This window comes from Allosphingosinicella vermicomposti (genome assembly GCF_003012815.1).
GTDB classification, from domain to species: domain Bacteria; phylum Pseudomonadota; class Alphaproteobacteria; order Sphingomonadales; family Sphingomonadaceae; genus Allosphingosinicella; species Allosphingosinicella vermicomposti.
In genome coordinates, this window is the sequence record NZ_PXYJ01000001.1 from 1,095,009 (window position 1) to 1,108,123 (window position 13,115).

At 63.1% G+C, this 13,115-nt stretch carries 10 protein-coding genes and 1 tRNA gene; 9 read left to right on the top strand and 2 right to left on the bottom strand.

What is annotated here, in order from left to right; translation table 11 throughout:
- The first annotated feature begins 23 nt into the window (after window positions 1-23).
- Together C7I56_RS05405 and C7I56_RS12710 are read left to right on the top strand one after the other, a co-directional pair.
- Entirely contained in the window at window positions 24-5,120 is a 5,097-nt protein-coding gene (locus tag C7I56_RS05405) for a DUF11 domain-containing protein (protein ID WP_106639449.1), read from the top strand.
- A 79-nt stretch (window positions 5,121-5,199) separates the two neighbouring features.
- Entirely contained in the window at window positions 5,200-7,590 is a 2,391-nt protein-coding gene (locus C7I56_RS12710) for a DUF7933 domain-containing protein (RefSeq protein ID WP_158703004.1), read from the top strand.
- Between the two features lie 6 nt (window positions 7,591-7,596).
- Here the strand turns inward: C7I56_RS12710 and C7I56_RS05420 are convergent.
- Window positions 7,597-7,681 (bottom strand) — tRNA-Leu (locus tag C7I56_RS05420).
- A gap of 145 nt (window positions 7,682-7,826) precedes the next feature.
- Between C7I56_RS05420 and C7I56_RS12460 the strand changes: the two genes are divergently transcribed.
- Together C7I56_RS12460 and C7I56_RS12465 are read left to right on the top strand one after the other, a co-directional pair.
- The gene (locus tag C7I56_RS12460) at window positions 7,827-8,054 is read left to right on the top strand and encodes a hypothetical protein (protein ID WP_199792322.1); all 228 of its coding nucleotides are present in this window, start codon (window positions 7,827-7,829) and stop codon (window positions 8,052-8,054) included.
- A gap of 168 nt (window positions 8,055-8,222) precedes the next feature.
- Window positions 8,223-8,429: a hypothetical protein gene (locus tag C7I56_RS12465; protein ID WP_199792323.1), complete on the top strand. Its 207-nt coding sequence runs from the start codon at window positions 8,223-8,225 to the stop codon at window positions 8,427-8,429.
- A gap of 41 nt (window positions 8,430-8,470) precedes the next feature.
- Here the strand turns inward: C7I56_RS12465 and C7I56_RS05430 are convergent, their stop codons facing one another.
- Window positions 8,471-9,979: a YifB family Mg chelatase-like AAA ATPase gene (locus C7I56_RS05430; RefSeq protein ID WP_106639451.1), complete on the bottom strand. Its 1,509-nt coding sequence runs from the start codon at window positions 9,977-9,979 to the stop codon at window positions 8,471-8,473.
- Between the two features lie 131 nt (window positions 9,980-10,110).
- On the opposite strand from C7I56_RS05430, the gene C7I56_RS05435 reads away from it, so the two are divergent.
- The 5 genes from C7I56_RS05435 to yidC all read left to right on the top strand — a co-directional run bounded on the left by C7I56_RS05435 (window position 10,111) and on the right by yidC (window position 13,029).
- The gene (locus C7I56_RS05435; RefSeq protein WP_106639452.1) at window positions 10,111-10,428 is read left to right on the top strand and encodes a hypothetical protein; all 318 of its coding nucleotides are present in this window, start codon (window positions 10,111-10,113) and stop codon (window positions 10,426-10,428) included.
- A gap of 83 nt (window positions 10,429-10,511) precedes the next feature.
- A complete protein-coding gene (rpmH, locus tag C7I56_RS05440) occupies window positions 10,512-10,646 on the top strand; it encodes a 50S ribosomal protein L34 (RefSeq protein ID WP_106639453.1) in 135 nt (44 codons plus the stop codon).
- Between the two features lie 11 nt (window positions 10,647-10,657).
- A complete protein-coding gene (gene rnpA / locus C7I56_RS05445) occupies window positions 10,658-11,110 on the top strand; it encodes a ribonuclease P protein component (protein ID WP_106639663.1) in 453 nt (150 codons plus the stop codon).
- The gene (gene yidD / locus C7I56_RS05450; protein WP_106639454.1) at window positions 11,107-11,331 is read left to right on the top strand and encodes a membrane protein insertion efficiency factor YidD; all 225 of its coding nucleotides are present in this window, start codon (window positions 11,107-11,109) and stop codon (window positions 11,329-11,331) included. Before rnpA ends, yidD begins: the two co-directional genes overlap by 4 nt.
- Window positions 11,332-13,029, top strand: coding sequence for a membrane protein insertase YidC (gene yidC, locus C7I56_RS05455; RefSeq protein ID WP_106639455.1), 1,698 nt, complete (start codon window positions 11,332-11,334; stop codon window positions 13,027-13,029).
- The last annotated feature ends 86 nt before the right edge of the window (window positions 13,030-13,115 follow it).

A 13,115-nucleotide genomic window follows, 5' to 3' on the forward strand; every position in this document is an offset into this window, starting at 1 on the left:
GCTCCCGCCCCGACCAGCGCCTCATGCGGCGGCCATTCCACCTCTCAGGGTTCATCTGGATTACCCTCCTTGCGCTTCTCGCGGCGTTCGCGCCCGCTTATGCGGATGCGAATGGTGGATATTCGCGTATCGTCACCAACATCGCGTCGCTGGAATGGGATGTTGGCGATACGCTCGTGCGCCAATGGTCGAACCGCGTTGATCTTACCGTCCGCATCGAAGAGCCGCAGAACAACCTCAAGACCTATCGCCTTGCTCGCGGCGACGGTGCGGGCAGCAGCCCGGTTTCTCTTGAAGGCGCAAGCTGCAAGGGATCGGGCGGCGACGTCCCGTTCCGTTTCGAAGGCCTGTGGTCCGACATCCCGGGCGATGCCGCGCCGGTCGTTGAAACGAAACAAATCCGGCCCGGCGAACCGCTTCTCCTAGGCGTCGAACGTCCTGACGCCAACCGCAACTTTTCCGCCGCCGACACAGTGACGATCACCTTCGAGATGGATGGCGACCGCGAAGAGGTCACCCTGATCGAAACCGGGGCGAATACCGGCTTCTTCATGGGCGCAATCGCCACCCGCGCGACCCCACCCGCGGCGGTTCACGGCGATTGCCGCATGTCTTTGCATCCGGGCTCCGTCGCTCCGGCAACCGCCGCGACGTCCGCTGGCCAGGCGCCCTTTGCCGACGCTCAGTTAAACGTGCTGATCGACCCTTATGGCATCGTTTTCGACAGCGCGGACGGCGCGCCGATCGATGGCGTTACCATCACCATCTTCGATGCCGTCACGGGTCAGGTGGCCGACGTGTTCGGCGACGATGGTGTATCCCGCTATCCATCAGTTGTCGTGTCCGGTCAGCGCGTCGTCGATGAGGGCGGCCAAATCTACGAATTTCCCGAGGGCGAATATCGTTTCCCCCTGATGCGGCCGGGCACCTATCGCCTCGTCTTCGAACCGCCCGCGCCATATTCCGGTCCGTCGGCGCGCACCGCTGCCGATATGGCTAGCCTGCTGCGCCCGGACGGTCATCCGTTCGAGATTGTCGCCGGCTCCTATGGCGGCGACATCCTCCTAGACGATCCCGCACCCGTTCGCGTGGATATTCCCCTCGATCGGCCGGGCGGGCAGATGCAGCTCACCAAGATCGCGTCGAGTGGCGTGGCGGGGGCGGGCGATCTGGTCCAGTACCGGCTCGTGGTTCGCAATCCGGACCCAACCCGGTCGACCGCCGAAATCACCGTAACCGATCTCATTCCTCCTGAGATGCGACTGCGGAGCGATACCATCCGGCTGAACGGAGAGGAAATTGGCGCCGATGTGGCCGCAAGCGGCCGAACCCTGATCCTCAAGGTTCCGCCGGTCGCGGCCAACGCTTCGGCCACGATCACCTACGCCCTCGAAGTGCGCCCGGATGCCAAAGCCGGTGACAGCGTCAATCGCGCCAGCGCTGTCGACGCGCTCGGCAACACCAGCAACGCCGCCGACGCAACCGTGCGCATCACCCGCGACACGATTGCCGACAAGATGACGATCATCGGCCGTGTGATTGATGGCGATTGCTCGATCGATCCGGAAAAGGCCGCCGGTATTCCAGGCGTGCGTGTCATGCTGGAAGACGGAAGCTACTCGGTCACCGACGAGGATGGTCGCTATCATTTCGAAGGCGTGACGCCGGGCCTCCACGTCGTCCAGATGGACGATCTCACCCTCCCCTCCTCCCACGCCGCCGTTGACTGCGCGCAAAACAGCCGTTCGGCAGGCCGCGCTTTTTCCCGCTTCGTCGAAGGTCAGGGCGGATCGCTGAAGCGCGTCGATTTCCATGCGGCCAAATCCAACACCCCCCGTGCCGAAGCTGCCGAGGCCGCCCCTGCCCGCCCGGCCGCGATGACCGACGCCGCCGCAGCAGGCGCGGAGCGCGATTGGCTGACGGGGCGCACTCCGGGCATCGAATGGATCTTTCCGGAAGCCGATCACAATCCCCGCGCGCCCGTCGTCCGGGTGGCAATCAAGCATGCAACTGGCCAGACAGTAACCTTGTTCAATGACGGCAAGCCGGTCGATAAGGTCGCCTTTGACGGCACGCAGAAGAGCGGGGACGGCACGGTTGCGGTCAGCCTGTGGCGCGGCATTCCGATCCAGACCAAGGCCATCGCGACAAAGCTTACCGCCGAAGTCCGCGATGCCAACGGCACCCTGGTTGAAACGCTGAAGCGCGACGTCCATTTCGCAGCAAGCCCGATGAGCGCACAGCTCCTGCGCGACAAATCGGTGCTGGTCGCCGACGGCGTCACACGTCCGGTCATCGCGCTTCGCCTCACCGACCGTCAGGGCCGCCCGGTCCACCATGGCCTTGTCGGCGACTTCGAAGTGCCCGCGCCTTATTATCCGGCGATCGAGGCGGACGCTCAGCAGGCCCGGCAGCTCGCCGGTCTCGAGCGTGGGCAACCCGTGTGGCGCGTGATCGGCGATGAAGGCATCGCCTATATCGAGCTCGAACCCACCACCGCTTCGGGAAGCCTCAGCCTTCGCTTCAACTTCCGCGACGGCGACACCGAGCGCGAGCAGCGCGTTGAAGCCTGGCTCTCGCCGGGCGAGCGCCCCTGGACCGTCGTCGGCCTCGCCGCCGGTACCGTCGGCTTCAACAAATTGAAGGATCGCATGGAAGATCTGGGCGACGGCAAGGACAATGATGTCCTGACCGACGGCCGCCTCGCCCTCTATGCCAAGGGCAAGATCAGCGGCAAATGGCTGATGACGCTGGCCTACGACACGGACAAGAAGGAAGATGAAGGGCGCCTCGGCGGTATCATCGATCCAACGGCTTATTATACCGTCTATGCCGACCGCTCCGAGCGCCGTTACGACGCCGCCTCCGTCCGGAGACTCTATTTGAAGCTCGAGCGTCCACAATTCTACGCTTTGTTCGGCGACTATGAAACCGGCATCGATGAGCCCGAGCTCGCCCGCTACGTCCGCTCATTGAATGGCGTGAAGGCGGAATATCGCTCCGAGCAAATGTCCGCGACCGCCTTTGCCGCCGATACGCCGACCCGCCACCGCCGCGACGAAATCCAGGGCAACGGCCTCACCGGGCCTTACGCGCTTGGCGCCCGCGACATTCTCGCAAATAGCGAGCGTGTGTCGATCGAGGTGCGCGACCGTGAACGTTCAGACCGGATCGTTTCGACCAAGCTCCTGACCCGCCACATCGACTACGATATCGACTATCAGGCGGGCATCCTTCGCTTCAAGGAGCCGATCCTCAGCCGCTCGCCAAACCTTGATCCGCAATTCATCGTCGCCGATTATGAAGTCGACGGCATCGGCGGACGCGAAATCAATGCGGGCGGCCGCGTCTCGGTCCGCACTGCCGACCAGAAGCTGCAAGTGTCCGCCACTGCGATCCGCGACGAGGATGGACAGAGCGAATCCATGCTCGGCGGCGCCGACATTCGCTATCGCCCCAATGCCGCCACCGAAATCCGTGCCGAGATCGCCGTTTCGGACAGCAAGGCAAAGGATGGGGCCACCGGCGATGGCGGCTCCGCCACCGCCTGGCTCGTAGAGGCCGAGCATCATGGCTCGCGCATCGATGTCTTGGCTTATGCCCGGGAGCAGGAAGGCGGCTTCGGGCTCGGACAACTCAACGCTTCTGAAAATGGCACGCGCAAGATCGGCATCGACGCCCGGGCGCGGATCACTGATGCCCTGTCATTGACCGCAAGCGGCTGGCATGAAGATTATCTGGCCAGCGATGCGCGCCGCATCGCTGGCCGCACGCTCCTCGAATATCGCGCGGGCGATCTTTCAGCCCGGGCCGGCTTGGTCTTCGCAGACGATCGCACGCGTGATGGACGCACCAATCAGTCGCAGCTTCTCCAGTTCGGCGCTACCAAGCGGCTGTTCGACAATAAGCTGGAATTGGATGCGCAGACCGAACTGCCGATCGGCGGCAAGAATGAGAGCATTGACTTCCCGGCCCAGCACCGCTTCGGCGCCCGTTACGCGCTGTCGAACGACATCCAGCTGATCGGTGCCTACGAAATCGCCGATGGCGACAAGATCGACGCCCGCACTCTCCGCGCCGGTTTCGACGTGAAGCCCTGGGCGGGTGGCCGCATCGCAATCACTGGAAACCTTCAGGACATCGCCGAATATGGCCCCCGCAGCTTCGCGGCTTATGGCCTGTCGCAATCCTTCGTGCTTGACGAACATTGGTCGATCGATTTTTCGATCGACGGCAACAAGACGCTGCGCGGTATCGACCCGGCCGATGTGCTCAACCCCGAACATCCAGTAACGAGCGGCGGGTTCATCGGCGGCGGCGCGTTGACCGAAGACTTCATGGCCATCACCGGCGGCGCGACCTATCGCGCCGATGTGTGGAGCGTCACCGGCCGCGCCGAATATCGTGATGGCGAAAATGACAATCGCTACGGCTTCACCGCCGCTGCGCTTCGCCAGATCGGTGAAGGCCGCGCGGTGGGTGGCGCCCTTTCCATGTTCAAGGCAAAGGCGGAAGGCGGCACCGAAACCACGACAGCCAACCTGCAATTGTCCTGGGCGCACCGCCCGGCAGACAGCGAAATCGCCTTCCTCGACAAGCTTGAGCTGCGTTTCGATGAAGTGACGGGCGCACTAGCAGGCATCCCGGGTCCGCTTGGCACCCCGCTCAGCATCATCGGCGATGCGCGTTCGCGGCGGATCATCAATCACTTGTCGTTAAACTGGTCACCGAACGGTCTGGCAGACGATTGGCTGAGCCGCAGCGAATTCTCGCTCTATTGGAGTTCGCGCTATGTCTCCGATCGCTTCGGCGCGGATGATATCGGCGGCTGGAGCAATGTGATCGGCCTCGATGCACGTTACGATATCAGCGACAAGATCGATCTTGGCCTGTCGGGCAGCGTTCGCGGCGGCATTGGCGGCCGAGCATACAGCTATTCCGCCGGTCCCAATATCGGCATTAGCCCGTTCGAAAACGGCTGGCTGTCTCTGGGATACAATCTGGTCGGCTTTTATGACCGCGATTTCAGCGACGATCGCTACACCCGGGCTGGCCCCTATGTGACCATTCGCCTGAAGTTTGACCAGGCGACTTTGCAAGGTCTCGGCCTTTCCCGGTGATCGCCGCCTTCCCCCTATTTATTTCCCGCCGTCGCGTTATGATGAACGCCAAAGTCTTTTGGGGGGATAAAAGTAGCCGATGATCCGGCGCTTCCTGGCAGCCTGCATAGCCTTTGCGCTCGGAGCTCAACCGGTGGCGGCGAATTGGTGCGCCATTCCTGCTCGTGACGGCAGTGTGTCCCTCAGCGGCGTCGTCAATACCTATTTTGCGGGAGAAGCATCTGTTTCCGCAGGCGCGACGAGCATCCCGCTCAGTTATGCGCGCGGTGCGCCACAGGATATTCGCGAGGGCGATCTCCTTCTGGTCATCCAGATGCAGGACGCCGAATTCTCGTCGGCCAATGACGACCGCTATGGCAGTGGCACATCGGGCGGCTATGGCAACGGATACACGGCGATCAATCAGGCTGGCCGCTACGAATTCGTGCGGGCCGCGAGTGACGTGGGCTTGTTCGGCGGCACCGTGACGATCGTGGGAGCGACGGGCGGCGGGCTTCTCAACAGCTATGTCAACGCCCCATATAGCGACGCGAGCTATCGCCAAAGCTTTCAGGTCGTTCGCGTACCGCAATATGACACGGCGCAGGTTTCGGGCACCGTGACCGCCGCTCCTTGGGATGGCGGTGCGGGCGGCATCGTTGCGATCGATGTGGCCAGAAGGCTTACATTCTCCGGCGGAAGAATTAGTGTTGCAGGTCTTGGCTTTCGTGGCGGAGCCGGCCGCAACCTTGGCGGCGGCGGAGACGGATCAAAAACAGATTTCGCCAGAACGTTCTGGGCCGGCATGCACGGCCAGAAAGGCGAAGGTATAGCCGGAGCGCCTTGGTTCCTGCGTCAAGGAAATGACGTCGTCGAAAATCGCGCGGAAGGCTATCCCGGCGGCGGATCGGGCCGGGGCGCGCCGGGCAATGCGGGCGGCGGCGGCACGGACGGCTTTCCCTATTTCAACTTTGAAAATAGCGGCGGCGGCGGTGGCGGGAATGGCGGCGAAGGCGGCCAGGGCGGGCACGCCTGGTGCAGCGTGGTCGAAAGCGGGTGCAATAACGATCAGGATAATCCTTCCCAATCCGGCGGCCATCCGGGCGCGCGCGTGGCCGAAGCAGGAGCGGACAGAATCGTCATGGGTGGTGGTGGCGGCGCAGGCTCCAATAATGATTCGACGGGCGATCTTCCCGGCGGGCTGTCGTCCAGCGGCGCGGCAGGCGGCGGCCTCATCCTCATCCGGGCAGGCGAGATTGCGGGCAGCGGCACGATCGATGCCGATGGCGCGCGAGCGGACAGTTCGGCGCTAAACGACGCGAGCGGCGGCGGCGGAGCGGGCGGAACGGTGGTCATCTCAGCTGTCCGCCAGATAGACGGCGCCACGCTTTCCGTATCTGCAAGGGGCGGTGAAGGGGGCAGCAATACGGGCGGCGGAACGGCCCATGGTCCGGGCGGCGGCGGCGGTGGCGGGTTCATTGCGGCATCCATTCCAATCATCGCCTCTATTTCTGGCGGAAACCCCGGAACCACACAAAATACGCCGCCAAGATTCGGCGCATCTTATGGCGCGACGAGCGGCAGTGCAGGACGAGCGATCACGATCGACGGCGCCGAAATCCCCGGCACCTCGAGCGGTGGTGAATGTACGCCGACGATCCTCAAAAGCTTCGATCGCGCCGAAACGACGCCGGGCGTTCCCGTGCGCCTCCGCGTTGAGGTTCGAAACAACAACCCCACGCTCCCGCTCACCAGCGCCGCTTTCACCGACAGCTATCCGGCGGGGCTGACCAACGCTCCCTCACCCGCCGCGACCAATAGTTGTGCGACCGGGAATTTAGGCGCTGCGCCTGGGGGGAACAGCCTGTCCGTGTCCGATGCGTCCATCCCTGCGGGCGGGAGTTGCACCTATTCCGCCGCCGTTGCCTCGCCCGCTGCGGGAGAAAAGAAAAATGAGATTGAAGCCGGCGCGCTGACGGCGAGCTATGGGCTGCCGAACGGTGTATCCAATCTCGATCCGGCCGTTGCGGTCTTGCGAATCTTCCCGCCGATGACGATTGTGAAGGCGGGACAAGTGGAGCGCGACCCGCTCCATGGGGAGAGCAATCCGACGGCGATTCCAGGTGCGCTCTTTGCCTATCGGATCACGCTCGCGAATTTTGGCGGCACAGTGAACCCGGATAGTGTGATCGTATACGACGCGACGCCGCCTGGCTTGAGTTTGTTCCTCGGTGCGCTGCCGGGGGGAGATACGCCGATCCGTTTGCTCGACGGCACGACGCCGTCCGCACTTTCCCTCAACTATGGCGGGCCGTCCGATACGGGCGACGACGTATCCTTCTCGAACGACAGTGGCGCGACATGGACCTATTCACCGGTGCCGGATGCGAATGGTGTGGACCCCGCCGTCACCAATATCCGTTTCAGCCTGAAAGGCACGATGGCGCCGGGCAGCACCGCCACCATCTATTTCGGATATATCCTGCAATAGGGAAAGTGGTGCCCCTGGCCCGAGTCGAACGGGCACTCCTTGCGGAACTCGATTTTGAGTCGAGCGCGTCTACCAATTCCGCCACAGGGGCAACGCAGCGCCGTGCCTAGCCGCGAAGTTGCGCCGCCGCAAGCGGGGAACGACGTGCGCTGTTCCGTTACCTTCCGGAAACGATCGGAGATGCGTGGATGGACAGGGCCGCACCGGAACCGCGCAAGGGGATGCCCGGGGTCTAATTGGATGAAACGGAGGTCAAAGCCCGCTTCCAATCACAATATGTCGACCCAGCTTTTGACGGCATTCAAACGGCACTCGATGCGGTGACCGAAGCCGTTTGGCAGGGCTATTCCAATCACCGCAAGGCGCCGCATGCGGAAAAGTCGGTGCTGGCCGTGCCGATCCCGATTACGATCTCGCCTGGATTGGATCGCAGCGGAAGCGGCGATCGCGCGGGCTCAACATGAATATGAGGATCCAGCTGAGCCACTGGCAATCCCGACCCCAGTTCGACCCACGGCAAGGACGCGAAAAAGGCGAAGGTGCTCGAATTGGCGGGTTGGCCTTATCCGCGCCATCGAAAGGGTCGGCTGTTCTCGGTCGTCGTGTATGGCGATGTCGAAGGTGCTGAAAATGTGCGCAGAAGCTTGGTCGACTGGCTGCGCTTCATGCACCTTGTTCCCGCAGGCGTTCCGGCCGAACGCGATCGCTATATCGGCTATTGGGAGCCCTATGCGACGCGCCATGAGGCGCTGGACAAAGACAAGGCGATCAGGAGGAGGTGCGCAATGCCGCGCGGACCTTGCTCGAAGCAGTGCAGGCGCGCCGGTCGGGGCACATAGTCAGCGCTGGCAACGACCTCGATTCGCCGCGGGAGAAATAGTCAGTTTCGCGGCGCCTGCCGCCGGTAGCTCAATGCTTCGGCGACGTGGATGCGGCTGACGGTCTCGCTACTCGCAAGATCGGCGATGGTCCGCGCGACGCGCAGCACCCTGTGGTAACCGCGTGCGCTGAGCCGCATCGCTTCGGCGGCCTGTGCCAAAAGTTTGCGACCGGCGTCATCAGGGGTGGCGATAGCGTCGAGCAATTCCCCATCGGCCTCGGCATTGGTGCGGATGCCTTGCCCTTCGAAGCGCACCGTCTGGATATTGCGGGCTGCGCGGACGCGGGCAGCGACTTCGGTCGATCCCTCGGCAGGGGGTGGGAGGACGAGATCGGCGGCGGTTACCGCCTGAACTTCGACATGCAGGTCGATGCGGTCGAGAAGCGGGCCGGACACCTTCGCCTGATAGTCGAGCGCGCATTTGGGCGCGCGGGAACATGCCAAGGCGGGATCGCCAAGATGGCCGCACCGGCATGGGTTCATGGCGGCGACGAGCTGAACCCGTGCCGGGAAGGTAACGTGGGCATTGGCCCGTGCAACGCTGACCGTTCCGGTTTCCAATGGCTGACGAAGGGAATCGAGCACTGCACGTTGAAATTCGGGCAATTCGTCGAGAAATAGTACCCCAAGGTGCGCGAGGCTGACCTCTCCGGGCTTCACCTTCAACCCGCCGCCAACCAAGGCCGCCATCGAGGCTGAATGATGCGGGGCGCGGAAGGGCCGCTCGCGCATCAGTCGCCCGTCAAGCAGCGATCCGGCGACGCTCGCCACCATCGACACTTCCAGCGCCTCCGACGGCGTCAGTTCGGGCAGGATGCCCGGCAGGCAGGCCGCCATGAGCGATTTGCCTGCCCCCGGCGGGCCGCTCATCAGGAGATTATGGCCGCCTGCCGCCGCGATTTCCAGCGCGCGCTTGGCGGTTTCCTGGCCCTTCACCTGAGCAAGGTCGGGCCCCTTGCCCATCGGCTCCATCTCGCCCGCTTGCGGCGGAGAGAGGATGGCATTGCCCTTGAAGTGATTGATGAGGGACAGGAGATCTGGCGGCGCGATGACTTCGATATCGCCAGCCCATGCTGCCTCCGGTCCCTGCTGTGCCGGACAAATAAGACCAAGACCGCGCGACGAGGCGTGGATGGCCGCAAGGAGGACGCCCGGCGATGGCGTCAGCCGTCCATCCAGACCGAGCTCGCCCACGACGGCATAGCCCGCGATCGTTTCCGCATCGACCGCGCCCATTGCGGCGAGAAGCCCGAGCGCGATGGGAAGATCGTAATGCGATCCTTCCTTCGGAAGGTCGGCGGGCGACAGGTTCACCGTGATGCGCTTGGGCGGCAGGGCAAGGCCGATCGCGGCAAGGGTTGCGCGTACGCGTTCCCGGCTTTCAGCCACCGCTTTATCGGGAAGGCCGACGACCACGAATGCGGGAAGCCCGGCCGCAACCTGCACCTGCACCTCGACAGCCCGCGCCTCAAGCCCCAAAAACGCCACCGTGGCGACATGCGCGACCATCAACCCTCCCCCATTTTGGCGCCATTTTGGATGGAGGCGCCAAAGGTGTCGAGTTCTATTTTTGTACTTCACGCCCCCGGACATTCGGGTGGTGACTTGCAAGCCCGCCAGAGCCTTCCCAAATCGCCGTCATGACATTGCGCGAAAGATGGCGGGCTTTGGGACAGGTTCCTGCGATACGCACCGGCCTGTTCATCCTTGGCATCATCCTGATGATCGCGGCGCCGGTAGTCGGGATATTACCGGGCCCGGGCGGTATCATCGTCTTCGCCGCCGGGCTCGCGCTGACGCTTAAATATAGCGAATGGGCCAAGCGTAGATATGTGCAGTTTAAACGCGCGCATCCGAACAAGGGCCGCTGGACGGATTGGGGGCTGCGCCGCTCAAGCGCACGGCGTCGGGAGGCGCTTCGCAAGAATCCTCACTCTGCCCCTACTCTAGACGATTGACTTGAACCGAGCCTTTCCCTATCGGACCCCCAACGAGGCCGCCCTGCGCGGCCCTTTTCATTAGATTTATTTGAGGATGAGCGATGAAGCGCACCTTCCAGCCGAGCAATCTGGTCCGCAAGCGGCGTCACGGCTTCCGCGCCCGCAAGGCGACTGTCGGCGGCCGCAAGGTTCTGGCCGCTCGCCGCGCGCGCGGCCGCAAGACGCTGTCGGCCTGAGCCAACCTAAGCTGACGACGCTTTCGCGTCGTTCCGATTTCCTTGCCGCCAATCGGGGCCTTCGCGCCCCGATGCCCGGCTTCGTCTTGCTCGTCCGGCCGAGGGAAGATGGCGGCTCCGCCATGCGCCTTGGCATTACCGTCACGAAGAAGATCGGCAACGCCGTTATCCGCAACCGGATGAAGCGGCGCTTTCGCGCGCTTGCGCGGGATGTACTGCCGGAACAGGGATTCGCGGGCGCGGACCATGTGCTGATCGGGCGCGCGGGGGGAATCGAGCGTGATTTCTCCGCGCTTCGATCCGAACTTCTCAAAGCTCTAAAAAAAATCAAAACCGCTAATCCTGAGCCTGTCGAAGGACGGAACCAGCTGGAACGGGGTAGGCCTGCGGCCGCCTGCGGCTCGACAGGCTCAGCCCTAGCGGGGGTTAGGGTTGATACAGAGATTGGTGCGAAGAGAGCATGATAGCCCGCCTCCTCATCCTCCTCGCCAAGGGCTGGCAGAGGGGCCCTTCCCTCATTCTTCCGCCCACCTGCCGCTATTCGCCGAGCTGCTCGGCCTATGCAATTACCGCTTTTGAGCGCTATGGAGCGCTGAAAGGCGGTTGGCTGGCCGTCAAACGCATATCCCGCTGCCATCCCTGGGGGGGCTCGGGCTACGATCCGGTACCGACGAAGGACGCTTAAGTGAACGAGCAACGCAACCTGATTTTCGCCGTCATCCTGTCGGCCCTGATCCTGTTCGGCTGGAGCTTCGTCGCCGAGCAATATTTCCCGACGGCGAACGAGCCTTCGACGAAGGTCGTTGATGGAAAGCAGGTGCCTGCAACCCAAACGGCGCCGTCAGCGGGTACTGCTGCCGCGATCCGCAACCGCGATCTTGTCCTTCGCGAAACCCCGCGTGTTCGCGTCGAAACGCCGCGCCTGCAGGGCTCGATCAACTTGAAGGGCGCGCGGATCGACGATCTCGTCCTCGTCACGCATGGCGAGCATTTGGTGACCGATTCGGCGCCGATCCGTATCCTGTCGCCCGCCGGCGCGCCGGATGCCAATTTCGCAAGTTTCGGCTGGACCGGCGAAGGCGTCGCCCTCCCCGGCCCGGAGACCGTCTGGACGGCGAGTAGCGATCGTCTCGCGCCCGGAACGCCTCTCACGCTCAGCTGGTCCAATCCGCAGGGTCAGGTCTTCCAGATCCGCCTGTCGGTGGATGACGGCTATATGTTCGACGTCCAGCAGAATGTCGCCAATCGCGGCGGCGGTGCAGTCGCCGTCAAGCCCTACAGCCTGATCAGCCGCGTCGGCGAATCGAAGGATCCGGACAGCTGGACGATCCACACCGGCCCAATCGGCGTGTTCGGCGGCAAGGCCAATTACGATGTCGATTTCAGCACCTTGCGTGAAGATGGCGATCAGCGCTTCACGTCGAATGGCGGCTGGCTCGGCTTCACCGACAAATATTGGCTGACCGCCCTCGTTCCCGCGCAGGATGCCGGGGTCGAGGCGGCATTCCGCGCGGGGACCAACAATAGTTATCAGGCGGATCTCACAACCGCGCCGGGTATCGTTGCCCCGGGTAAGGCTGTCTCCTACCAAAGCCGCCTGTTCGCGGGCGCCAAGGAAGTCGCTTTGCTCGACCGCTACGAGAAGGATCTCGGCATTCGCCAGTTCGACAAGGCGATCGACTGGGGCTGGTTCTATTGGTTCGAGCGGCCGATCTATTCCGTGCTCCACTGGCTCTTCGAAATGATCGGCAATTTCGGCTTCGCGATCATGGGCCTCACCCTCCTCGTCCGCCTCATCATGTTCCCGATCGCGCAGAAGCAGTTCGCGTCCATGGCCGCGATGCGCGTCGTCCAGCCCAAAATGAAGGCGCTTCAGGAACGCTACAAGGATGACAAGGCGAAGATGCAGCAGGAAATCCTGAAGCTGTATCAAGCCGAGAAGGTGAACCCGATGGCGGGCTGCCTTCCGATCGTGATCCAGATCCCGATCTTCTACGCTCTCTACAAAGTGCTGCTGCTGTCGGTCGAAATGCGTCACCAGCCCTTCGTGCTGTGGATCAAGGATTTGTCGGCACCCGATCCACTGACCCCGGTCAACCTGTTCGGCCTGCTACCCTTCACGCCTCCGTCGATCATCGCCATCGGCATCCTGCCGATCCTGGTGGGCTTCACGAGCTGGCTGCAGTTCAAATTGAATCCGGCCCCCACCGATCCGGTGCAGAAGCAGGTCTTCTCGATCATGCCGTGGGCCTTCATCTTCATCATGGCGCCCTTCGCGGCTGGCCTGCAGCTTTACTGGGTGACGAATAACGTCCTCACCATCCTGCAGCAAAAGTGGCTCTACAGCCGCCATCCCGGCATGAAGGCGGCGGTGGACGCGTGATGTCCATCCGCCTCCTCCGTCTCCTCTCCTCACGTCACCCCGGCGAAAGCCGGGGTCTCGGGACGACGAAGGCGCTTTCACGTCAT